The organism is Gemmata algarum, from assembly GCF_034097035.1.
Lineage (GTDB): Bacteria > Planctomycetota > Planctomycetia > Gemmatales > Gemmataceae > Gemmata > Gemmata algarum.
Genome location: NZ_JAXBLV010000177.1, coordinates 39697 through 61661 on the forward strand (window position 1 = coordinate 39697; position 21965 = coordinate 61661).

Annotated in this window: 20 protein-coding genes; 5 read left to right on the forward strand and 15 right to left on the reverse strand. The window is 67.3% G+C overall.

The genetic code is table 11. From position 1 onward, the window contains the following. Positions 1 to 44: 44 nt before the first annotated feature. The 9 genes from rplP to R5W23_RS14315 all read right to left on the reverse strand — a co-directional run bounded on the left by rplP (position 45) and on the right by R5W23_RS14315 (position 7934). A complete protein-coding gene (rplP, locus tag R5W23_RS14275; protein ID WP_407936128.1) occupies positions 45 to 503 on the reverse strand; it encodes a 50S ribosomal protein L16 in 459 nt (152 codons plus the stop codon). Positions 504 to 654: 151 nt separating this feature from the next. After that, on the reverse strand, positions 655 to 1425 hold the full coding sequence (gene rpsC / locus R5W23_RS14280) for a 30S ribosomal protein S3 (RefSeq protein WP_320686870.1): 771 nt from the start codon (positions 1423 to 1425) through the stop codon (positions 655 to 657). Between the two features lie 107 nt (positions 1426 to 1532). Continuing rightward, a complete protein-coding gene (gene rplV, locus R5W23_RS14285; protein ID WP_320686871.1) occupies positions 1533 to 1976 on the reverse strand; it encodes a 50S ribosomal protein L22 in 444 nt (147 codons plus the stop codon). Between the two features lie 79 nt (positions 1977 to 2055). Further along, positions 2056 to 2328 (reverse strand): 30S ribosomal protein S19, encoded by a 273-nt coding sequence (gene rpsS / locus R5W23_RS14290; protein WP_261184004.1) that lies wholly within the window; start codon positions 2326 to 2328, stop codon positions 2056 to 2058. Between the two features lie 159 nt (positions 2329 to 2487). Continuing rightward, positions 2488 to 3366, reverse strand: coding sequence for a 50S ribosomal protein L2 (rplB, locus tag R5W23_RS14295; protein ID WP_320686872.1), 879 nt, complete (start codon positions 3364 to 3366; stop codon positions 2488 to 2490). A 103-nt stretch (positions 3367 to 3469) separates the two neighbouring features. Further along, a complete protein-coding gene (rplW, locus tag R5W23_RS14300) occupies positions 3470 to 3835 on the reverse strand; it encodes a 50S ribosomal protein L23 (RefSeq protein WP_010043966.1) in 366 nt (121 codons plus the stop codon). Between the two features lie 73 nt (positions 3836 to 3908). Next, positions 3909 to 4616 (reverse strand): 50S ribosomal protein L4, encoded by a 708-nt coding sequence (gene rplD, locus R5W23_RS14305; RefSeq protein WP_261184006.1) that lies wholly within the window; start codon positions 4614 to 4616, stop codon positions 3909 to 3911. Positions 4617 to 4905: 289 nt separating this feature from the next. Next, entirely contained in the window at positions 4906 to 5238 is a 333-nt protein-coding gene (rpsJ, locus tag R5W23_RS14310; protein ID WP_320686873.1) for a 30S ribosomal protein S10, read from the reverse strand. 200 nt (positions 5239 to 5438) lie between these two features. Beyond that, complete coding sequence (locus tag R5W23_RS14315) at positions 5439 to 7934, reverse strand: zinc-dependent metalloprotease (protein WP_320686874.1); 2496 nt, start codon at positions 7932 to 7934, stop codon at positions 5439 to 5441. Between the two features lie 305 nt (positions 7935 to 8239). On the opposite strand from R5W23_RS14315, the gene R5W23_RS14320 reads away from it, so the two are divergent. From R5W23_RS14320 to R5W23_RS14330, 3 genes are all read left to right on the forward strand, one after another. Continuing rightward, entirely contained in the window at positions 8240 to 9109 is an 870-nt protein-coding gene (locus R5W23_RS14320; RefSeq protein WP_320686875.1) for a C40 family peptidase, read from the forward strand. Positions 9110 to 9161: 52 nt separating this feature from the next. Then, on the forward strand, positions 9162 to 12134 hold the full coding sequence (locus R5W23_RS14325) for a DUF1549 domain-containing protein (RefSeq protein ID WP_320686876.1): 2973 nt from the start codon (positions 9162 to 9164) through the stop codon (positions 12132 to 12134). A gap of 78 nt (positions 12135 to 12212) precedes the next feature. After that, positions 12213 to 13598, forward strand: coding sequence for a DUF1501 domain-containing protein (locus R5W23_RS14330; protein ID WP_320686877.1), 1386 nt, complete (start codon positions 12213 to 12215; stop codon positions 13596 to 13598). 192 nt (positions 13599 to 13790) lie between these two features. Here the strand turns inward: R5W23_RS14330 and R5W23_RS14335 are convergent, their stop codons facing one another. Genes R5W23_RS14335 through R5W23_RS14355 form a run of 5 tightly spaced genes read right to left on the reverse strand, consistent with a single transcriptional unit; the run spans position 13791 to position 18135 of the window. Then, a complete protein-coding gene (locus tag R5W23_RS14335; protein ID WP_320686878.1) occupies positions 13791 to 14453 on the reverse strand; it encodes a hypothetical protein in 663 nt (220 codons plus the stop codon). 41 nt (positions 14454 to 14494) lie between these two features. Next, complete coding sequence (locus tag R5W23_RS14340; protein WP_320686879.1) at positions 14495 to 16411, reverse strand: CocE/NonD family hydrolase; 1917 nt, start codon at positions 16409 to 16411, stop codon at positions 14495 to 14497. 18 nt (positions 16412 to 16429) lie between these two features. After that, positions 16430 to 16882 carry a PIN domain-containing protein gene (locus R5W23_RS14345; protein ID WP_320686880.1) on the reverse strand — a complete coding sequence of 151 codons (453 nt, stop codon included), beginning with the start codon at positions 16880 to 16882 and terminating at the stop codon, positions 16430 to 16432. Continuing rightward, the gene (locus R5W23_RS14350; RefSeq protein WP_320686881.1) at positions 16879 to 17157 is read right to left on the reverse strand and encodes a type II toxin-antitoxin system Phd/YefM family antitoxin; all 279 of its coding nucleotides are present in this window, start codon (positions 17155 to 17157) and stop codon (positions 16879 to 16881) included. Before R5W23_RS14350 ends, R5W23_RS14345 begins: the two co-directional genes overlap by 4 nt. Before the next feature lie 15 nt (positions 17158 to 17172). Continuing rightward, on the reverse strand, positions 17173 to 18135 hold the full coding sequence (locus R5W23_RS14355) for an aldo/keto reductase (RefSeq protein WP_320686882.1): 963 nt from the start codon (positions 18133 to 18135) through the stop codon (positions 17173 to 17175). A 78-nt stretch (positions 18136 to 18213) separates the two neighbouring features. Here R5W23_RS14355 and R5W23_RS14360 point away from each other — a divergent pair, with 78 nt between their 5' ends. Further along, positions 18214 to 19593, forward strand: a complete 1380-nt coding sequence (locus R5W23_RS14360) for an alkaline phosphatase family protein (protein ID WP_320686883.1) — start codon at positions 18214 to 18216, stop codon at positions 19591 to 19593. 221 nt (positions 19594 to 19814) lie between these two features. Here R5W23_RS14360 and R5W23_RS14365 read toward each other — a convergent pair whose 3' ends face one another. Further along, on the reverse strand, positions 19815 to 20705 hold the full coding sequence (locus R5W23_RS14365) for a sugar phosphate isomerase/epimerase family protein (protein WP_320686884.1): 891 nt from the start codon (positions 20703 to 20705) through the stop codon (positions 19815 to 19817). Between the two features lie 97 nt (positions 20706 to 20802). On the opposite strand from R5W23_RS14365, the gene R5W23_RS14370 reads away from it, so the two are divergent. Next, positions 20803 to 21951 carry a tetratricopeptide repeat protein gene (locus R5W23_RS14370; protein ID WP_320686885.1) on the forward strand — a complete coding sequence of 383 codons (1149 nt, stop codon included), beginning with the start codon at positions 20803 to 20805 and terminating at the stop codon, positions 21949 to 21951. Positions 21952 to 21965 lie beyond the last annotated feature (14 nt).

Sequence of the window (21965 nt, forward strand, 5' to 3'; positions counted from 1 at the left end):
GGCTTTGTGTCCCGCGCTCCGAAATCCGCATTTCGCATTCGACCTTAGACGTTGGGCCGCCGGGTCACGAAGCGGCACTTAAACGGCATCTTGTACGCCACGCGGGCCAAGCAGTCTTTCGCAACGCTCTCGGCGACGCCGCCCAGCTCGAACAGGATTTGGCCTGAGCGAACGACCGCGGCCCAGTACTCAGGCTCGCCCTTGCCCTTACCCATACGAGTTTCGGCCGGGATCGAGGTGATCGGCTTGTGCGGGAACACCCGCATGTAGTACCGACCTTCCCCGGACACGAACCGGGTCATGGTCACGCGAGCGCTTTCGATGCACTCGGCGGACAGCCAGCCGCCCTCGAGCGACTGGAGCCCGAAGTCGCCGTAGGCAACGTAGTTGCCGCGGTGGGCGTTGCCCTTGATCGGCCCGTTGTACTTCTTACGGGTCGTGCGACCGCGGACGACGCCGCGCTGCGCCTTGCGGAACTTGACCCGTTTGGGCATCTGTGGCATCGCCGCTCTCCCTCACACACAAGAGAGGTCAGAGGTCAGAAGGCAGGGGGCCAGAGTACCCGGCCCCGCCCCGCCCACAGCGCTCTTTCCGACCTCTAGCCTTCTGATCGCTGACCACTGGCAGTTTCGATCGGTCCACTCAACCAAGCCCTTAGCGGGGGCCGCCGCCCTCACCGCCACGGCCGCCGCGACGGGGCCGGCGGCGCTGCTGCTGGCCCGCGCCGGCTTCGGTCGTGTCCGCGATGTCGCCGGTCAGGTAGTCGCCTTGGTTCACCCAGGCCTTGATGCCGATGTTGCCTTGCGGCGTCACGGCCTCGGCGAACCCGTACTCCACCTTCACCCGCAGCGTCGACAGCGGAATGGAGCCTTCCATCCCCTTCTCGCAGCGGGCCATTTCGGCGCCACCAAGGCGGCCCGACAGTTGGAGCTTGACGCCCTTGGCGCCGCCCTCCATCGCCCGCTGCATGGCCTGCTTCATCGTCCGGCGGAAGCTCGCCCGCTTCTCGAGCTGCTCCGCGATGTCTTCCGCGATGAGCTGGGCGTCGATCTCGGGCCGGGTCACCTCGACGGTCTTCACCTCGATGTGCCGGCGGGTGAGCTTCTCGAGCGCCTTCGTCAGCTTCTCGATCTTCTCGCCCTTCTTCCCGATGATCGCACCGACCCGGCTGGACGCGACCACGACCGTCACGCGTTCCCGCGTCCGCTCGATGCGGATGTCGGCGATGGCGGGCCGCTGCTCTTTGCGGTCCTTCTTGTTCGTCAGGTACTTCTGGATGAACGCGCGAATGGCGACATCTTCCAGCAGCAGGTCCGCGAACGAGTTGCCGTCGGCGGCCGGGGAGTTCTTGGGGGCGTACCACGTACTCCGCCACGGCCGCATGATGCCGGTCCGGAACCCCGTCGGTCGAACTTTCTGGCCCATATCAAAAACCCCGGTGTCTTCCTATCTTTCGCCGACCGCGCGACGCCTGGAGTGAAACAAGCGAGGGGCCGGACCGGCCGGCCCCCGGCACTACGTTTTTACACCGCTCACGTCGTCGGAGCGGCAGCAGCCGGAGCCTCGACCGGCGCGACGGACGGAGCCGGCGTGTTGTCAGCCGGATCGGACAGCGTCACGTGAATGTGCGACATCCGGCGCAGAATGCCGAACGCGGTCCCACGAGCGCGGGGCTGAATCCGCTTGAACGTCGGAGCGCCGTCCACGCGGCACTCGGAGACGATCAGGCCGTCCGGGTCCGGGCACTCGCGGTCGTCGGCGTTCCCATACGCGCTCTTCACCACGGCCAGGAGCAACTTGGCCCCACGGTTGTGGTAGAAGGACAGCAACTGGAGCGCCTCGTCCACGTTCTTGCCGCGGATCAGGTCGGCGAAAAGCCGAATCTTCCGCGGGCCGACATCGGCGAACCGGTGAATCGCTTTGTAGTCCATAGCAATCAGTGGCCAGTGTGCCGTCGGCAGTGCTGTTCGCGACATCGGGTGCCGTTGTCACCACGCGACAACGTCTCGGTCGGTCGGCACTGCCCTCTGCCCACCAACCTCTGCCCACTTTCCGTTACTTGGCCGCAGCCTTCTTCCCGCCCGAGTGCCCCTTGAAGGTCCGCGTCGGGGAGAATTCGCCGAGCTTGTGCCCGACCATGTCTTCTGTGCAGTAGACCTTGACGAAGGTCTTGCCGTTGTGAACAAGGAACGTCGCGCCGATGAACTCGGGGACAATCGTGCAGTCCCGCGACCACGTCTTGATCGGCTCCCGACCCGCGCCCTGCTTCTCGATCTTCGCCAGGAGGCGGAGGTCAACGTGCGGGCCTTTTTTCAGCGACCGGCTCATGCTTTCTTTCGCCTCGTGAACTCGGCGCCCCGAACAAAGCAAAAACCCGGCACATTCAAACCGGGAAGAATCACTATATGAACGCTTCGAGAGGGAGACCAGTTGTTTTTAGCTAACCGGCCTTCCCGGCAAACAATTCGCTACCGAACCAGAGCGCACTCAGGCAGTGTTCTGGAACCGGCCCGCCGGACGACGGCGGATGATCGCCTTGCCACCCGGCTTCCGCTTGTGACGGGTCTTGCCGCCCTTCGCGGGCACGCCGGTCTTCGAGCACGGGTTGCGACCGCCCGCCGTGCGCCCTTCACCGCCGCCCATCGGGTGGTCGGTCGGGTTCATGGTGGTGCCGCGGTTGTGGGGCTTACGCCCCTTCCACCGCATACGGCCGGCCTTACCGATGCTGATGTTCATGTGCTCGGCGTTCGACACCACGCCGATCGTTGCGCGGCACTTGCTCGGCACGCGGCGGATTTCGCCGCTCGGCATGGTGAGCTGCGCCCAGTCCTTTTCGCGAGCGGTCAGCACCGCCCCGCACCCGGCCGAGCGGCAGATCTGCCCGCCCTTGCCCGGCACCAACTCGACGTTGTGGACGGTCATGCCCAGGGGCACCTTCCACAGCGGCATGCAGTTCCCCGGCTTCGGCTCGACCGCGTCGCCTTCACCCGAGATCACCTTGTCCCCGGCCTTCAGACCGTTCGGGGCCAGGATGTACGCCCGGGAGAAATCGTGCTTGTCGTCTCGCGGGTACTCGATCAGCGCGATCCGGCTGGTGCGGTTCGGATCGTACTCGACGCTGATGACAGTAGCGGCCACGTCATCGCGTTTCCGCTTGAAGTCGATGACGCGGTACCGCTGCTTGTGACCGCCCCCACGAAACCGCGAGGTCACGATCCCCTGGTTGTTGCGCCCGCCCTTTTTCTTCTTGGGCTTGAGGAGCGACTTTTCGGGGCTGTTCTCGCGCGGGTTGGTGCAGTCCGCGAAGTCGGAGACCATCCCGGCCCGGCGGCCCGCGGAAGTCGGCTTGTATTGCTTAACGCCCATAGCACAGTTCTCAGTGGTCGGTGTTCAGTGTGCAGTCAAAACCAGTCAGCCGGCGGCCCAGTTGCGTTCAACCGTTCACAGCCCACTGACCACTATCCACCTGTTAGAAGAACTCGATCTTGTCTTCCGCGTTCAGCGTGACGATGGCCTTCTTCCAGGTCGGGAGCTGGCCGATCGACTGCCGGAACCGCCGCTTTTTGCCCTCACGCACCTGGGTGCGGACGGCCTCGACGCGGACACTGAACAGCTCCTCGATCGCCGCCTTGATCTGCGTCTTGGTGGCGAGCGGGTTCACCTGGAACGTGTAGGCGTTGTACCGGGTGCTCTGGTGCGTACCCTTCTCGGTGACGAGCGGGCGGAGTACCACCTGGTACGGCCGCAGCTCGATGCCGCTCTCGCCGTGAACGCAGGGCTGACGCAGGGCCAGCTTGCGCCGGTACTTTTTCGGATGCGGTCGTGTGGTCGCCATCTCTCGCCCTCATCTCCGCCCGACCTGCCGGCCGGAGCGTACCTCGTGTGTGTGCCCAGCGGTCCCCGACGCGTTACGACTTGGCGGCACCCACCGCCCGCAGCGCCTCGAACGCAGCCTTCGTCAACACGAGCCGCTTCTGTTTCAGCACGGTGTAACAGTTGAACTCGGCCGCCGGCAGAACCTTCACGCCTTCGATGTTGCGGGCCGACTTGTACACGTTCGGGTCGAGCTTCTCGGTCCCGATCAGTACCGTCGTGTCCGCCAGCGTCAGCTCGATCTCTTTCTCGCCCTGCTCCGTCTGCTTCTTCTTTTTGCCGATCTTGATCGCCTTCAGCACGCCGACGACTTCTTTCGTCTTCGGGGCCGCGAGGGCGAACTCGTCGAGGATGACCGCCTGCCCGTCCAGGAACTTGGACAGGATCGCCATCCGAGTTGCCGCCTTCACCGACTTCTTCGGCAGGTGGTACTCGTAGTCGCGGGGCTTCGGCCCCTTGGCGGTACCGCCACCGCGGCGCTTGTTGGTCCGCTTGGTGCCGGCGCGGGCGTTACCGGTGCCCTTCTGCCGAAACAGCTTCTTTGTGCTGCCCGCGACCTGCCCGCGGCGGAGCGTGTGGTGGGTACCGGCGCGCTGGTTCGCGAGGTACATCAGCACCACGTCGTGCATCAACTGGCGGCTGATCTTCCCCCCGAACTCGGACGGGTTGATGTCAACCGTACCGACCTCCGCGCCGGACCGGTTCACGACCGGCACCTTCAGGGTGCCCGTGACCTCGATCAAACGAGCAACGGGAGCCGCAACCCCATTTTCAGGGGCCGATGCCGCAGTATTTTCCGCCATTATTCAGCCACTCCTGACCATTTCGCCTGCGCCGGTTTGCCCGGCGTAACCGCGGTGTTGATCGCTCAGACCCTTTCGGGCGGTACAGCGATCGGCGGTGAAGCGTGGTCGCGTTCTTCGCATGAAGCCGCCCGCGATGGTGCCTCGATCGAAGCGTCCGCCGCGGGCGGGAGTTAATCTTTGTAGCACTCGTACCGAAAGCGACAACAGCGATCCGTGAAAGTTTTGCTCAGTTACCCGCGATCACGCGAATCTTGATGTCAACGCCGGGGGGCAGGTTGAGCCCCTTGTTCAGCGCTTCGATCGTCTTCTGGTTCGGCTTCAGGATGTCGATGAGCCGCTTGTGGGTACGGATCTCGAACTGTTCGCGGCTCTTGCGGTCGATGTGCGGGGACCGCAGCACCGTGTACCGCTCGATGCGGGTGGGCAGCGGGATCGGCCCGTGGACCGTGGCCTCGTTGTCACGCGCGGTCTTCACGATCTCGGCCGCCGTCCGGTCGAGCACCTCGTGGTCGTAACCTTCCATACGGATGCGGATGCGTTCGCTTGCAGGTCCGGCCACGGTTGTCCCTCGACTCTTCCCACGCTGTAGCGGGGTGGAAATTCAGGAAAGTGTAAACGTAAGGGTTGTGCGTTCGGGCGTCAAGGCTTTAGCGCGCCGTGGCGCCGCAAATTGCCCGCCCGCTGTTGCCGGTGGCGAAGCGGTGGCGCCGCGCAACGGGCGCAGCGCCACCCCCTCGGCTCACGCGCCGAACGCCCGGGTCACTTCTTCTTGTCCGCGGCCAGCAGGGCGGCGATCTCGCTCCGCAGGTCCGCGATGTGCGCCACCGTCAGCGGGTCCTTCGCCTTGCCCTCGGCCGCTTCCAGTTGCTCGCCGAGCTTCGCCAGCGACTGCCGGGCCACGGCCCGCAGTTCGCTCGCCGGGCGCGGGCCGGCTGGCCCCGTGCTGAGCCCCGGGATCGATGGCGTGGCCGCCGCAGCCGGGGGCGCGAACTCCGCCTTCAGCGTGTCGAGGTAGGTCCGCTGGAGCTGGCGCCGCAGCGGGTCGATCTTGGGCACGTCGGCCTTCAGCTCCGAGAACACCCCGTCTTGAATGTCGGCGACCAGTTCCGCCGCGGTGTAGGCCTTCTCGGGGGCGAGCAGTTCCGCGTCCGTCAGGCGTGCGAGCCGGACGGGGCTGAGCAGGCTGCGCAGCAGCAGCCGCTGCTGGTTCGATATGTCCGAACCGGTCCCGCTGAATTTGAACTGGTTCACCAGCCCCGGGGCCAGCAGCTTGGTCGGCGTGGTGAACGCGTGGTCGAGCAGGAACTTCACCGCCTCCTTCTGCTTCTCCTTCGGCACGCGGGAGAACGCCTCCCCGCCGCGGCCGCCGAGGGTCCGGCTCTCGACCACCCCGCCCACCTGCTTCGCCACCGCTCCGAACCACCCCAACCGGGCCTGGAGCATGTCGCCGTACACTTCCTCAAGCAGCGAGTAGTCCTCGCCCTTCTCCGTGGTCGCCGCGAGCAGGTGCCCCGCGACGCGGTCGAGGTTCTTCAGCCCCAGCGCGGTCACCTGGACCGGGTCGCTGCCGATGTTCTCGGTCAGCACCGTCGGGTCCACGGACGACGGGCCGTCCTCGCCGCCGAACCGCAGGAACGGGTTGGTGAGCTGCTTCGCGGCCCACTCGTCGAGCGTCTTGCGCTCCTCGTCCGGGGTCTTCGCGGACGGGATCGGCTTGTACCCCCACTCGATGGCGAAGTAGTCGTACGGCGCGAGCTTGGGCAGCAGGTGCTTGGGGTCCACCTTGTCCTCGGGCTGCGCGACGTAGTTGCACCGCCCGTAGGACATGATCGACGCCACGCTCCCGTGCTCGGCGCAGAACTTCGGGTCGCGGAGCTGGCTCACGGAGTACGCCTGGCTGGCGCGGTGGTTGTGCCGTAGCCCGATCGTGTGCCCGACCTCGTGGGCGCACACGTACCGCATCATGGCCCCGGTGGTCTCGTCGGGCAGCGGGAACTTGCGGGCCTTCGGGTCCACCGCCGAGCACTGCACGAAGTACCACGTCTGGCAGGTCTTCACGATGTCGTGCCAGAAGATGATGTGGGCCGAGATCACCTCGCCGGAGCGCGGGTCGTGGACGTGCGGCCCCATCGCGTTCTGCACCGGCTCGGCCACCCAGCGGATCACCGAGTGTCGCGCGTCCTCGGGGTCGAAGTTGGGGTCCTCGGCGCGGGTCGGCACGTCCCGGCACACGATCGCGTTCTTGAACCCGGCCTTCTCGAACGCCGGCGCCCAGTCCTCGACGCCCTGCTTCATGTACGACCGCCACTTCTCCGGGATCTCCTTCGACAGGTAGAAGGTGATCGGCTTCACCACCTCGCTCACGGCGTCGTTCGGGTTCTTCTTTTCGAGCCGGAACCGGGTGATGTACTCGCGGGACACGGCCCAGTTCTTCGGGTGCGCGTAGTCCGCGAACTCCTCGGTGAAGTACCCGACGCGCGGGTCGAACAGCCGCCCCTGCATCGGCGTTTCGGGCAGCAGCACGAGGCTGTGGTGGACCAGCGCGGTGACGCTCCGCGCCCCGCCGCCCAGCCCCGGCACGCCAAACGGCGAGCCGCCGCCGCTGGCGCGGAACGTGATCGTCGCGCGGGCCTCGATGTTCGAGGGGAAGGCCTTCACCTCCGACAGGTACGAGCGCGAGGAGTCCACGCTGGCCCCGCTCACCCCGGCCGCGCGGGTGATGGGCAGGTCCGTCAGCCCCAGGATGAACGTGTCCGACACGTTGACGACCGCGGCCCGGTCCTTGCCCTCGCACTCGACGTTGAACACCGCCACGATGGCGTCGGTGGCGCTGGCGTCGATGGCCGCCTGCACGGCCTTGCCGTCGGACCGCTTGGAGAACCCGACCTTCCACAGGTACATCTTGTTGCCGCGGCGCTCGAACTTCAGCACCGTGTGCCCGAGGTCCGCGCCGCCCCAGCTCCCGCCCATGCCGCCGCCCGGCCCCTTCGCCACCTCGGCGCGCCAGAGGAGCAGCCGGCCCTGCTTGTCCTGCGGGATCTCGAAGTACAGCTTGTCCTCGTGCCGGTGGACCGCGAACACGCCCGGGGAGGTCGTGAAGTCCTTGGTAATAACGTCGTCGTACTTCTTGAGGTCGCCGAGCTTGGAGACGCTCCGGGGCGGCGGGGCCGGCTGCTTCGCGCCGGCCGTGTCGGCGCGGGAGGTGAGGAGGGCGAGCGCGGCGACGAAGCCGGCGCTCGCAAGGCGGGTGCGCATCGGGTGGGAACCTCAGAATAGGCCGGTCCGGTCGTCGCGGGCCAACGGACGCGCGCGGGCCGCCATCGGCCCTGGTCCGCAGGGGAGCGCCGCCGGATTCAGGTTGGGGTAACTAGGAATATCCTACCGCCTGGGTAAAGAATGCGGGGCCTACCTGTCGAAAAGCGCGCGAGGCCGCGTCGCTACAACCGGAATATCGGGCACGGCTGCGAAGCTGTTGGGGGTGCGGGAGTGAAGCGTGCGAAACGGCCGCAGGTCGGCGCCCGATACTCTTCTAGCGCCCCGCGCGCCCAGGAGCTTCTGGTATGACGCCGCTCTGTCTGGTCACCCTCTGCGCGATCGGCGCCGACCCGGCGCCTTACCCGTACCCGAGCGGCCCCCCGCTGACCCCGCCCTACGTCGCGGCGCGGCGGGTGCCGTTTTTCCTGAAGCCGATCGAGAAGCGGATGCGCGAGCGGGTCGCGCAACTGGCGCTCGTCGGCGCCGGCCGCCCCGCGCCGGCCCAATCGTTCCTGTGGCAGCCGGCGTTTCAGGAGGACCACGTCCTCCGCGCACCGGTGCGCGAGTACGTCCCGCAGCCGGGCGACATCGTGCTGAGCGCCGACGGCTCCCTGTTCTGGAAGACGATGCACAACCTCGCGGGCACCAGCCACCCGACGCACTCGATGATCGTGTTCCAGATGCCCGACGGGAAAATGGGCATCATTGAGGGCGGGCCGCACGACACGCTGAAGTGTCGCGTGCTGGAGGCCCTCCCGCACATGCTCTCCTACGAGAACGAGGGGCGCGTGTGGGTGCGGCGCCGCGCGTGCCCGCTCACGCCCGAGCAGTCGGCCCGGCTGACCGAGTTCGCGCTGGCCGTGGACGGGCGCGAGTTCGCCATCAAGCGGCTGGCGCGACAGCTCACGCCGTTGCGCACCCGCGGCCCGGTGCGCACGTTCTTCGTGGGCCAGCCCCACGGCATCGATCACGACAGCTACTTCTGTAGCGAGCTGGTGACCGAAGCGTGCGTGTACGCGGGCCTGCTGGACCCGCGCACGGCCCGCCCGTCGGCGACGTACCCGCGCGACCTGTTCATGGACCACTCGCTGAACCCCTACCTGAACCGCTATCTGAAGCTGGCCCCGGGGTGGGACCCGCCGGCCCGCTGGACCAGTTGGGCACCGGGGCGTTGATTCCGGGCGGCGGGTGGGGGAGAATGGCGCCCCCGCCTTTGCCGGAGGCGCCATGCGCTGCCTGCTCTCCCTGTGCCTGCTGCTGTGCGCGACGCGCGCCGGTCGCAGCGCCCCGCCCGACTTCGACACCCACATCGCGCCCGTGCTGGCGTCCCGCTGCCAGAGTTGCCACGGCGGCGACAAACCCAAAGGCGGGTTCGACGTGTCCCGCAAGAGCGCGATGCTCGGCGGCGAGGCGCCGGCGGTGGTGCCCGGAAAGCCCGCGGCGAGTTCCCTCTGGGAACGGGTGGCCGCGGGCGAGATGCCGCCCAAGAAGCCGCTACCCGAGGCCGAACAGAAGCTGCTCAAAGAGTGGATCGAGGGCGGGGCGAAGTGGGGCACCGACCCCATCGACCCGTTCCGCTTCACCACCTCGTCCCGCGCCGGCCGCGACTGGTGGGCGCTGCAACCGGTCCGAGCCGGCTCTACCCCGGCCGCGCGGAACGCCATCGACCACTTCGTGACCGCAAAGCTGGCCGAGAAGGGGCTTTCCCTCTCGCCACAAGCGGACCGCCGGACGCTGATCCGCCGGGCGTCCTTCGATCTCATCGGGTTGCCGCCGACGCCCGAAGAGGTGAGCGCGTTCGCGGCCGACGAGGCCCCCGACGCATACGAGAAACTGATCGACCGGCTGCTCGCCTCGCCGCATTATGGCGAGCGCTGGGCGCGCCACTGGCTGGATGTGGTGCGATACGGCGAGAGCGACGGGTTCGAGCGCAACACCCCGCGCCCGAGCGCGTGGCACTACCGCGACTGGGTCATCCGCGCGCTGAACGCCGACCTGCCCTACGACCAGTTCGCCAAGCTCCAACTCGCCGGCGACGTACTCCGCCCCGACGACCCGGACGCGGTTCGCGCCACGGGTTACCTCGTCGCCGGGGTCCACAACACCGTTCTGGGCAACGATCAGATGCGCGCCGTCGCGCGGCAGGACGAACTGGAGGACATCGTCGGCGGGGTCGCGCAGACGTTCCTGGGCTTAACGGCGAACTGCGCGCGGTGTCACGACCACAAGTTCGACCCCATCGCACAAGCGGACTACTACCGGCTCGCGGCCGCGCTCGGCGGGGTCGGTTTCGGCGAGCGCGGCCTGCCCGATCCGAACGGGCGCGCGGCAATCGCCCGACTCCAACAGCAGCTCGCCGATGCCATTGCAACAGTGACGGCCATCGAAGAACCGGCCCGCACGGCCGTTCTAGCGGCGAAGGGAGCCGGGCGACGGGCCGCTCCCGCGCCGGTCGCGGCGTGGGACTTCCGAAGCGGCGGCGCGGATCTCATCGGGACGCTCCACGCAAAACCCGTTGGCGGGACAACGCTCGCGCCCGCCGGCGCGGCCTTCGACGGCAAGACGGGGCTGCTGCGCACGCCGCCGATCCCATTCGAGCTGCGCGCCAAAACGATCGAAGCCTGGGTGCGGCTGGACTCACTCGCTCAGCGCGGCGGGGGCGTCATGACCGTTGAAACGCCCGACGGGGCGGAGTTCGACGCGATCGTGTTCGGCGAGAACGAGCCCGGGCGCTGGATGGCCGGGAGCAACGGGTTCGTGCGGTACAAGTCGTTCGGCGGCACGGAAGAAACCGACGCCACAAAAGAGCCGGTTCACGTCGCCATCACGTTCGCCGCCGACGGCACCGTCACGGGTTACCGCAACGGGAAACGGTACGGCAAAGGCTACGTCTCGCGAGAGCCGGTCACGTTCAAGGCCGATAAGGCCGTAATCGTGTTCGGGTGCCGACACGAACCGGCGGGCGGGAACCGGATGCTCGCGGGCGCGGTCAGTGCGGCCCGGCTCTACGACCGGGCGCTGTCCGCGGAAGAAGTCGCCGCGTCGTTCGGCGCTGGGGCCGTGTTCGCCACAGCCGCCGAAATCGAAGCGAAACTCACGACCGAACAACGGGCCGCCCGCGCCGAGGCGGCCCGGTTGCGCGACCGGCTCGCGACGGACCTCGCGCAACTCAAAACGCGGGTGGTGAACGCCAACGTGTACACCAACGTGCCCCAACCGCCGGGCACGACGCGGTTCCTGGCCCGGGGCGACGTGACGAGCCCCGGCGCGATCGTGCCCCCCGGAGGGCTGCCCGCGCTCGGCGCCAGCGCCGACTTCGGCCTCCCTCCCGACGCCCCCGACGCCGAGCGCCGCAAGAAGCTCGCGGAGTGGATCACACACCCGAGTAACCCACTGTTCGCCCGAGTCATCGCGAACCGGATCTGGCACTACCACTTCGGAACGGGGCTCGTCGAAACCCCCAACGACTTCGGGTTCAACGGCGGTCGCCCGTCGCACCCGGAGTTGCTCGACTGGCTCGCGGCGTATTTGGCAGCCCCCGACCGCAAGAGCGGCGCCGCGTGGAGCCTCAAGGCGCTACACAAACTGATCGTGACATCGACCGCGTACCGGCAGGCGAGCGCGCCCCGCAAGGACGCCATCGCGAAGGACGCGGACAACCGCTTGCTGTGGCGCTATCGCCCGCACCGAATGGAAGGCGAAGCGGTCCGCGACGCGATGCTCGCGACCAGCGGGCTCTTGAACCCGGCGGTGGGCGGGAAGGGGTTCAGCGACTACAAGACGCGCGATTTTAACGGCACCGCGTACTTCGACCCGTTCGACCCGGCGGGGCCGGAGTTCCACCGGCGCAGCGTTTACCGGTTCACGCCCCGCGGGGCGAACCTGGGGCTGCTCGACACGTTCGATTGTCCCGATCCGGCCGCAGCGGCGCCGCGCCGCGCGACCACAACCACCCCGCTCCAGGCACTGGCACTGTGGAACAACGGGTTCGCACTCCGGGCCGCCGGTGCGCTTGCGGATCGTGTGGCCAAAGAGGCGAACGGAACCGAGGGCCAAGCACGCCGCGCGTGGACGCTAACCTACCAACGTGCCCCAACCCCCGAAGAGTTGAAGCTCGCCACGAAGCTCGTCGGCGATCACGGATTAAAGGCACTGTGCCGCGTGCTGTTCAACAGCAACGAATTTGTGACCATTGAGTGACGCTCCTGGTGCCCTTGCGGGGGCAGTCAGTCCCGCCAAGCGAAACGCTGTGCGCCTCACTGCGAAGCGAGAATAGCCATGCTTCCGAACCGCCGCGACTTCTTCTGCTCCGCGTCGGCCCTTGGGGCAACCGCGGCGCTTCACCTACTCGCGGGTGCGAAACCGCACCACGCGCCGAAGGCCAAGCGCGCGATCCAAATTTCGCTCGTCGGCGGGTTGAGCCACCTCGACTCGTTCGACTATAAGCCCGATCTCACGCGGCTGCACGGGAAGGCGCTCGCGAGCGACACCAAACCGGACGTGTTCTTCGGACAGGTCGGGCTCCTGCGCAAGCCCGACTGGGAGTTCAAGCGGCGCGGGAAGAGCGGGCTGTGGGTGTCCGAACTGTTCCCGCACCTCGCCGGCGTTGCCGACGAACTCACGGTCATCAACTCGATGACCGCGGACAGCGCGAACCACACCCCCGCGCTGTTCGTGCTCAACAGCGGGTTCCAGTTCAACGGCTACCCGGCGCTCGGCGCGTGGCTCTCCTACGGGCTCGGGAGCGAGGCCGAAGACCTGCCCGCGTTCGTCGTGCTGCCCGACGGCCGCGGCGACGCGAACGGGGCCGCGTCGAACTGGTCGAGCGGGTTCCTGCCGGCCCAGCACCAGGGCGTCATTTTTCGCGGCGGCGACGCGCCCGTGCGTGACCTCTTCCCCGAAAAGCCGGTGCCGGTGGGCGAAGAACGCGCCTCACGCGCCACGCTCGACGCTCTGAACGCGCTTCACCTTCAGAGGAGCGGCAACGAAGACGCGCTCGCGGCGCGGATGCAGAGCTACGCCCTGGCCGCCAAGATGCAACTCGCGGTGCCCGCGATCGCGGATCTCTCAAAGGAGCCCGCGAAGTTGAAAGCGCAGTACGGCCTCGACGACCCGAAAACCGCGGACTGCGGCCGGCGATGCCTGCTCGCCCGGCGGCTGTTGGAAAAGGGCGTGCGGTTCGTGCAGGTCTACAGCGGCGGGCCGATCGCGGGCACGCCGCGAACGAGCTGGGACGCGCACGAGAACGTGCGGGAAAACCACGGCGCCGAGGCGGCGCGCATCGACCGGCCCGTGGCGGCGCTGATCCAAGACCTGAAGCAGAAAGACATGCTGAAGGACACGCTCGTGCTCTTCACCACGGAGTTCGGCCGCACGCCGTTCACGCAGAGCGCCGGCAACGTGGTGGGCACCGGCCGCGACCACAACAAGTACGGCTTCACCTGCTGGCTCGCGGGTGCCGGGTGCAAGGCCGGCACCGCGTTCGGCTCGACCGACGACATCGGCTGGAAGGCGAGCGAACATCCGGTGGCGTGGCACGACTTCCACGCCACCGTGCTGCACCTGTTGGGCATCGATCACGAGAAGCTGACGTTCTACCACAACGGCATCAACCGCCGGCTCACCAACGTTCACGGCGAGGTGGTCAGGGGCGTGCTGGCGTGAGCCGACAAGTTACGGGCACGGCCCTCGCGTCGTGCGGTGTTTTGAGTGTGGTCCGCTCGCTCCGCGAGCGGTGCTTCGCGCATGCAATTAACCACATCCAATGGCCCTTGCGCGATGTGGCAACCGCTCGCGGAGCGAGCGGACCACACTCAAAACACGACCTTCATCACACAGCGTAGCCGCACGTATGCGTTAACGACGCCGGCGGTCCTCGCTCGCGTCCCACTCCTCCCACTTGCTCTCGCGAGGCTCGTCGTCGTCATCGTCCGGAACCTCGACGCCGAGCTGGTTGAACAGTTCGCGCTTCCGCTCAGCGCCGGCGTGATCGAAGAGCCGCGTCAGGCCAAACAGGAGCAAGCCGACGTTCGCCACGAACAGTAAGAACAGCCCGAAGTTCGTCGCGTTCGCGGCCTGACGGTTCGGGGCGCCGCCGCTCAGGACAAACCACATCACCGCCGAAACGGCGTGGGCGGCCACCTGGAACCCGGCTCCGACTTTTCCGTTGACGAAGAACGATAGCAGCCCGAGTACGCCGGCCGCGATCAGCCCGATCAGCGCGCCGTCCATTTGCCGCGCCCGCAGCGCCTGGTTCAGTTCAACCCCGGCGCCGATCCCGGCAAGTATCGTCAGCGCCCCGATCCACACCCGCGCGTAGCCGGCGATCATCGACTTCAAGCTGATGCCGATCTGCTTCCCGCGGAACTCGCCCCCGCTCTCCGTGCCCTCGATCACGATGTACGAGCGGAGCGGGAACAGGGGAAGGTAGTTCAGGTGCGCGAAGGTGGTGACGACGTAACAGACCCCGGGCACCCGATCGACCTTCCCGTACGACTTCTCACCGAAAATGATGATCATGGGCGAGTTTCACTCCCGGGTTTGGTTGTGCGGAACGCGGGTCACTTTATCACGCCCACGGTGACCCGTGAAGGGTGCTCGGCGTCGCGGTACACGCGGTGCGTCTGCTTCTTGAAGTCCTTCGCGTCGGCCTTATAGATGTCGCAGAACGTTTGCGGGTTGCGGTCCACGAGCGGGAACCACGTGCTCTGCACCTGCACCATGAGGCGGTGCCCGGGGCGCAGGGTGTGGAACACGTCGGGCATCGTGAACTTGACCTTCGTGACCTCGCCGGGCTTGAACGGCTCGGGCGTCTCGAAGCTGTTGCGGAACTTGCCGCGGAACGGCTCGCCCCGGATGAGCTGCTGGTAGCCGCCCATTCTCACGCCGGTGGGGTTCGGGTCGAGATCGGGGAAGTCGTCCGGGTACACGTCGATCACCTTGACCACCCAGTCGGCGTCGGTGCCGGTCGTGGAGGCGTACAGTTCCACCTCGACCGGCCCGGCGAGGGTGAGATCGGACTTCAGCGCCTCGGTCTGGTACACGAGCACGTCCGGCCGCGTGGCCGCGAACCGCTGGTCGGCGGTCATGTACTCGCGCACCATGCCGACATCGGTCTTGTTGACGAACGGCACCGGCTTCGCCGGATCACTGACGAACTCGTCGAACTTTTCCTCGCCGGTGCCGGCGAACACGACCTTCGCGTCCGGTCCCGGTTCGGGGCGCAGGCGCTCCGCGCCGAAGTAGAATTTCACCGGCTCGGCGGCCTTCGGCGGCCAGGCATCGAACTTGCGCCACACGTTGGTCCCGGTCTCGAACACCCACGCCTTCGGGTGCGTGCTCTTGCCGTCGCCCTTCAGGTGCTGCTCGAAGAACGGGAACTCGATCTTCTCGCGGTAGAACTCGCTCGTGTTGGAGTTGAACCGCACGTCGCCCAGGTGGTCGCCGGTGCCGCGGCTCCAGCCGCCGTGGTCCCACGGCCCCATCACGAGGTGGTTGTTCGGCGGCGGGCTGTTGGCCTCCGCGTGCTTGTAGACTTCCAGCGCCCCGAACAGGTTCTCGGCGTCGAACCAGCCCCCGACCGTCAGCACGGCTGGCTTAATGTTCTTGACGTGCTGGCGGATGTTGCGGGCCTTCCAGAACCCGTCGTAGGTGCCGTGCTCCATCACCTCGTTCCAGAACGCGATCTCGCCCTTGTAGTACTTGGCGTCGGCGTTCTTGAGCGGCCCCATTTCGAGGAAGAACTTGTACCCGTCGGGGGTCTCGTGGTCGAACCGGTCGCGGTTGAACTTCCTGGTCGGCTCCGGCCGCGCCTTGCCGAACCCGGACATGAAGTTGAAGCAGTGCGGCAGGAACAGACAGCCGTTGTGGTGGAAGTCGTCGCCGATGAACCACTCGCTCACCGGCGCCTGTGGGGAGACGGCCTTCACCGCCGGGTGGGCGTCGATCATCCCGCACACGGTGTAGAAGCCGGGGTACGAGATGCCCGTGATCCCCACGCGCCCGTTGTGCCCCTTCACGTTCCGGGTGAGCCACTCGACGGTGTCGTAGGTGTCGCTGGACTCGTCGATGTCCTTGCCCTTCTTGGCGGGGTTGTGCGGGCGCACGTTCACGTACTCGCCCTCGGACATCCACCGCCCGCGCACGTCCTGCTGCACGAAGATGTAGCCGCTCTGGACGAACAGCGCCCCGGGTCGGAGCGCGTCGGGGTACTTGTCCGGGCCGTAGGGCGCCACGCTGTACGGCGTGCGGGTCAGGATCATGGGGTACGTTTTGGCGTCGTCCTTCGGAACGTAAACGGCGGTGAACAGCTTGACCCCGTCGCGCATCGGGATCTGGTACTCGTACTTCGTGTAGTTGGCGCGGATGTGGTCCTTGAGTTCCGCCCCCGCGAGGGGCTTCGGCGGGGCCGCGGGCTGTGCGAACAGCGGTTGCGGGGCGAAGGCCAGTGCGAGCGCGAGTGCGAACCAGCGGGGCATGAGGCACCGGGGAACGGGTCAGGGGGTGAAGACCGGAACCGCGGCCGACGCCGCGGCGGAGAGGAGGGCGGGAGAGGTTGTCGCGAGCGGGAGAGCGGTGCGCACGGCGAGTTCGAGGCTCGCCGCCTCGTGAACCGGAAGGCCGTAGGTGCGAGCGAGATCAAGCACTTCGGGCCAAGCTAGGTGCGGGGCGCGTTCGTCGAGGTAGATCCGGTAGGCCGGCAGCGCCACAAAAACGCCGTCCGTCCGGAGCCAGTTCGTGTCGTTCCGACGGACCGCGGCCAGTAGTTCCTCGGCTAATTCAAGCGGCCAGCTCGTGGCCACGACCGCTGCCGTTCCGGCGGCCAATCGAAAACGAACGCGGTGGGAGTAGACGGTGTACCGCGCCGGGATGCCCCAGTCCGCGGCGACGGACGTGTGGAGAACAAACGCCGGCGGAGCGCTCGCCGGAGCGGACGTCGGGAAAATCATGCGGCGGGCGACTCCGGCAGCGGCCGCCCTTGCGAGAGCGGTTCGGGTGGGTAAGGCAGCCCTTCTTCCGCGTGCCATCGGGCGATGTTGCGTTCGAACTCGTCCAGGACGCGCTGGCGCTCGGTTTCGTCCATTACGGGCGCCGCCTGCGGAGCCGCGCCGAGCGAAGCGAGCCACGTGCCGTTGTCCGCGATCACGATCTGCTCGCCCGCGGCGGCGCGCCGGATTAAATCGGGAAGGTGCTCGCGGGCCTCCGTGAGCGTCACGACCGTCATGTTCGCCTCCGCGGGTCAGGTCGGGTTCGCCTTCAGGAACACATCTATCTCACCAATCTCGGCGGGCGTCAACCGCCAGTCGGCGGCGCCGAGCAGTTCTTTCAACTGGCCCGGCCGGCGCGCCCCCACGATCGCCGCAGTAACAGCCGGGTGCCGCAGAACCCAGGCGATCGCCACCGCACCCGGCCCGTGCCCGTGCCGGGCGCCGATCGCCTTCAGCATGTCCACGAGGTTCAGGTTGCGCGTCAGCAGCGGCTCCTGGTAGTGGCGGTTCTTCTCCTTGCGCCAGTCGTCGGCGGGCAACGCCGCGACCCGCTCGCGGGTCATGGCCCCGGTGAGCAGCCCGCTCGCCATCGGCGAGTAGGCGATCACCCCGATGTTGTGTGCCCGGCAGTACGGGAGGACGCTCGCCTCCACCTCCGGCCGGATCATGGAGTACGGCGGCTGGAGCGAGGTGATCGGCCCGAACTTCGACACCTGGGCCATCTGCTCGGCGCTAAAGTTGGACACGCCGGCCCAGCGGATCTTGCCCTCCTCCTTGAGCTTCACGAGCGTTTGCCAGCCCTCGTCGATGTCCTCCGGCGGCTCGGGCCAGTGGATCTGGTACAGGTCGATCACGTCCACCTTCAGTCGCTGCAAGCTGGCCTCGCACTCGGCGCGGACGCTGTCGGCCGTCAGGCGCTTCCCGATCTGCCGGTTCTCGTCCCACACGCGGGCGCACTTGGTGAACACGTACGGCCGCCGCGACACGCCCGCCAGCGCCTTCGCGACCACCTCTTCCGAGTGGCCGAGGCCGTACACCGCGGCTGTGTCGATCCAGTTGATGCCGAGGTCGAGCGCCTCGCGGATGGTCGCGACGCTCTCGGCGTCGTCCTGGGCGCCCCAGGCGAACGCCCACCCCCCGCCGCCGATGGCCCACGCGCCGAACCCGATGGGGGTGATGCTCAGGTCCGAGTTGCCGAGTTGTCGCAGTTGCATTCGTGTGATCTCTGTTCGCCGACTGATGAGAGCCGCCCCGCACTTTGCGGCCGGGGTCCGCCTTGATAGCGTGACCGGATGCCACCCATCGTACTGATTAACGCCGTCGGCCTCACGCCCCGGCTGCTGGAACACGCCCCGCGGCTGAAGGCGCTCGCGGACGGCGGCTGGTACATGGACATGCCGGAGGTGCTCCCGGCGGTCACCTGCACGGCGCAGGCCACGCTGCTGACGGGCGCGCTGCCGAACAAGCACGGCATCGTCGCCAACGGGTGGCTGTTCAACAGCACCAACGAGGTGCGGTTCTGGCAACAGTGCAACCGGCTGGTGCAGGCCGAGCCGGTGTACGAGACGGCCCGCCGCCGCGCCGCGGAGCGCGGGGTGCCCTTCAAGAGCGCGAAGCTGTTCTGGTGGTTCAACCAGGGCGCCGCGGTGGACATCTCCGTCACCCCGAAGCCGCACTACGCGGTCAACGGCGACAAAGCGTTTGGGATCGCCGGCACGCCGCCCGACGTCGCCGAGGGGCTGGAGCGCGTGTTCGGCCCGTTCCCGTTCCCGTCGTTCTGGGGGCCGATGGCCGGGCTGCCGGCCACCGAGTGGATCGCCAACGCGGCGGCCAACGTGCTCCAGTTCGAGAAGCCCGACCTCACGCTCGTGTACCTCCCGCACCTCGACTACGACCCGCAGCGGTTCGGCCCGAGCGGGTGCGACATGCGGGCGTGCGTGAAGGGGCTCGACGACGCCTGCGCGCCGATCTTCGACGCCGCGAAGGAGGCGGGCGCGCAGATTTGGGTTGTGAGCGAGTACGGGCACTGCGACGTGTCGCGCCCGGTGTACCTAAACCGCGCGCTGCGCGAGGCGAAGCTGTTGGAGGTGCGCCCCGGACCGTTCGGCGAGCAACTCGACCTGTACGGCTCGCGGGCGTTCGCGGTGGTCGATCATCAGGTGGCCCACGTGTACCTCCGCAACCCGGCGGAACTGGCCCGCGTGCGGGCGGTGCTGGCCCAGGTGCCCGGGGTGGCCAAGCTGCTCGCCGGCGAGGAGATCGCCGAGATCGGACTGAACCACCAGCGGAGCGGCGCGCTCGTGCTGCTGGCCGAGCCGGACGCGTGGTTCGCGTACCCGTTCTGGCTCGACGACGACGAGGCCCCCGACTACGCCCGCGCCGTGGCGATCCACCACAAGCCGGGGTTCGACCCGTGCGAGCTGTTTTTTGATCCCCAGTTCCGGTTCCCCAAGCTGCACGCGGCCCGCAGGCTGATCCAGAAGAAGCTGGGGTTCCGCACGACGTTCGACGTGGTACCGCTCGACGCGGGCGTCGTGCGGGGCAGCCACGGGCTGGCCGCGGCCGACCCGCTGGACCGGCCCATCCTCATCGGCCACGGCCCCATGCCCGCGGGAAGCGTCCCAATGACGCAGGTGAAAGACATGCTCCTCGCTGCACTGGAACTGCAATAAAGGCAGGGCTGGCCGCAAAAAAGTACAAAAGAGGAAGGCAGCAGAGGATTGGCCACAAAAAAGCACAAAGGGCACAAAAGAAAACCGGAGACAAAGAGAAGTGTTTTAAACTCACTTTTCTGTCTTCCTCTTTGGTTCCCTTTTGTGCCCTTTGTGCTTTTTTGTGGCCAATCCTCTGCTGCCTTCCTCTTTTGTGGCCAATCCCCTGCCTTTGGGACTTCTCATCCCGAGATGAGCCTGCGCAACTCTTTAACGTACTTCGGCACCGCAACCTTGGGATCGTCTTTCGCCTCGTACTCGAGGGCGACGTAGCCGTGGAAGTTGGCGTCCTTCAGGATCTTCACCACCCTTGCGAGGTCGGCCTCCTCGCGCTTGCCGCCCGGGAACACTTCGGTCTTCACCTGCGACACGACCCCGTAAGGCGCGATCTTCGTGAGGTCCGCGTAGGGGTCCGCGGTCTTGAAGTTGCCGGTGTCGATGTTCACGCCTAATGCCGCGCTCTTCACCGGCTTCACCAGTGCGAGCAGTTGGTCCGGGGTCGCGGTGATGCCGCCGTGGTTCTCCATCGCGAGCACGACCCCGTGCTTCTCGGCCACCGCGCAGCACTCCTCGATCGCCGCGACCACGCGCTTCTGGACGGCTTCGAGCGTGTCACCCTTCTCCAGGTTCCCGGCGAAGATGCGGACCGTCTTCGCGCCCACTTTCGCCGCCCGCGCGGTCCAGTCCTTCACCTTCTGGATCTCGGCCCGGTACTTCGTTTCGTCCGCCACACAGAAGTTGTTGCCGACCGGCACGCCCGAGATCGCGAGCTTCTTCTTCGCCGCGTGGGCCTTGAGCCGTTCGGCGTAAGCGTCGGTCGTTTCGGCCCAGTAGTAGGAGGTGAGTTCGACCGCGTCGAGCGGCAGCCCCGCGGCGAGGTCGATGAACTCGAACAGATCCATCGACGGCTTCTTCAGGTCGAGCAGCTTGTTGAAGCTGTACGCGGCGAGGCTCAACTTCAGGTCGGGCTTGGTGCCCGGGCGCTTGATGGGGTCGATCGCACCGGCAAGTCGGGGGTGAAGTCCCCCGGCGGCCGCGAATGCGGTCGCGAGCAACTGGCGGCGTGAGAGCATGAGAGCCTCCGGGTAACAGGGCAGCGGCGACAGTTTACACCGCCGCGCCGCGCGGTGTATCATCCGTTTCGCCCAATCACTTTTCGGAGGGCGCACCGTGCTCAGATTCCGTCTCGCGCTCGCGGCGGCCGCGCTCGCGGCATGCACCGAACTCGCCCCGGCCCTTTACCTCCCGGTTGAAACCGAAAAGGTACCGGTCGAGCGGCTGGCGAAGAACCTCGAAGCCATCGTCAAGAAGAACCCGGAGGACGCCAGCGCGGTGCTGAACCTCGCCCGCGTTCACGCGATGGCCTATTCACTCCGGTCCGAGGAGGTGCCGGTGAACAAGAAGTCCCCGGACTCGATCTGGTTCGGGTACGAGCCGCCGATCGTTCCGTTCCGCGCCGTCACGCAGACCGAAAACAAGGAGAAGCTGACAGCCGCACAAGGGCACCTGAAGGCCGCGCTCGCTCTGTACGAAGAGGCCATCAAGCTCGCGCCCAACGACCTGCGCGCGAAGCTGGGGCGGGCGTGGCTGCTGTCCCAGACCGATAAGAAAGAAGACGCGATCGCGGCGCTTCGCGCGGTGATCGAAGAGGCGTGGAAGAAAGACCAGGAGTTAAAAGCCGGGCCATTCGGCGGCCACACCGTCACCGCGGAGGGCGCCGGCTACCTCGTCCCGCTGCTCGACAAGAGCAAAGACGCCGACGAAATCGCGACACTCACCGAGCGGACCGCCAAGCTGAACCGGTTGCCGCGCCCGGTCACCCCGGTCGCGGTCCCGCTGAAAGACGGGCTGACCGCGGCCGACCTCGAGGCCCGCAACGCGAGCGTCGCGTTCGACGCCGACGGCACCGGCCTTCAGAAGAAGTGGACGTGGATCAGTCCCAACGCCGCGTGGCTGGTTCACGACCCAAAGCACACCGGGAACGTGACGTCCGCGCTGCAACTGTTCGGCAGCGTGACGTTCTGGCTGTTCTGGGGCACCGGCTACGACGCGATGGCCGCCCTCGACGACAACAGCGACGGCGTCCTCTCGGGTGCGGAGCTCGATTCCCTCGCGCTCTGGCACGACGCCAACGCCAACGGCGTGTGCGACGCAGGCGAGGTGAAGCCGCTGTCCGAGTACGGCATCGTGGAGCTGTCGGTGAGGTTCGAGCGCGACGCCACGCACCCCGACCGCATTGCCTACTCGAAGGCCGGGGCGACGTTCAAGGACGGGAGCACGCGCCCGACGTTCGACCTCGTGCTGCACCCGGCGAAGTGAGCACGGACCGGCCG

Bases quoted from the DNA above. Each gene is read 5' to 3' on its own strand.
- rplP (WP_407936128.1), bottom strand. From the start codon at position 503: ATGCCACAGATGCCCAAACGGGTCAAGTTCCGCAAGGCGCAGCGCGGC.
- rpsC (WP_320686870.1), bottom strand. From the start codon at position 1,425: ATGGGCCAGAAAGTTCGACCGACGGGGTTCCGGACCGGCATCATGCGG.
- rplV (WP_320686871.1), bottom strand. From the start codon at position 1,976: ATGTCGCGAACAGCACTGCCGACGGCACACTGGCCACTGATTGCTATG.
- rpsS (WP_261184004.1), bottom strand. From the start codon at position 2,328: ATGAGCCGGTCGCTGAAAAAAGGCCCGCACGTTGACCTCCGCCTCCTG.
- rplB (WP_320686872.1), bottom strand. From the start codon at position 3,366: ATGGGCGTTAAGCAATACAAGCCGACTTCCGCGGGCCGCCGGGCCGGG.
- rplW (WP_010043966.1), bottom strand. From the start codon at position 3,835: ATGGCGACCACACGACCGCATCCGAAAAAGTACCGGCGCAAGCTGGCC.
- R5W23_RS14315 (WP_320686874.1), bottom strand. From the start codon at position 7,934: ATGCGCACCCGCCTTGCGAGCGCCGGCTTCGTCGCCGCGCTCGCCCTC.
- R5W23_RS14320 (WP_320686875.1), top strand. From the start codon at position 8,240: ATGACGCCGCTCTGTCTGGTCACCCTCTGCGCGATCGGCGCCGACCCG.
- R5W23_RS14325 (WP_320686876.1), top strand. From the start codon at position 9,162: ATGCGCTGCCTGCTCTCCCTGTGCCTGCTGCTGTGCGCGACGCGCGCC.
- R5W23_RS14330 (WP_320686877.1), top strand. From the start codon at position 12,213: ATGCTTCCGAACCGCCGCGACTTCTTCTGCTCCGCGTCGGCCCTTGGG.
- R5W23_RS14335 (WP_320686878.1), bottom strand. From the start codon at position 14,453: ATGATCATCATTTTCGGTGAGAAGTCGTACGGGAAGGTCGATCGGGTG.
- R5W23_RS14340 (WP_320686879.1), bottom strand. From the start codon at position 16,411: ATGCCCCGCTGGTTCGCACTCGCGCTCGCACTGGCCTTCGCCCCGCAA.
- R5W23_RS14345 (WP_320686880.1), bottom strand. From the start codon at position 16,882: ATGATTTTCCCGACGTCCGCTCCGGCGAGCGCTCCGCCGGCGTTTGTT.
- R5W23_RS14350 (WP_320686881.1), bottom strand. From the start codon at position 17,157: ATGACGGTCGTGACGCTCACGGAGGCCCGCGAGCACCTTCCCGATTTA.
- R5W23_RS14355 (WP_320686882.1), bottom strand. From the start codon at position 18,135: ATGCAACTGCGACAACTCGGCAACTCGGACCTGAGCATCACCCCCATC.
- R5W23_RS14360 (WP_320686883.1), top strand. From the start codon at position 18,214: ATGCCACCCATCGTACTGATTAACGCCGTCGGCCTCACGCCCCGGCTG.
- R5W23_RS14365 (WP_320686884.1), bottom strand. From the start codon at position 20,705: ATGCTCTCACGCCGCCAGTTGCTCGCGACCGCATTCGCGGCCGCCGGG.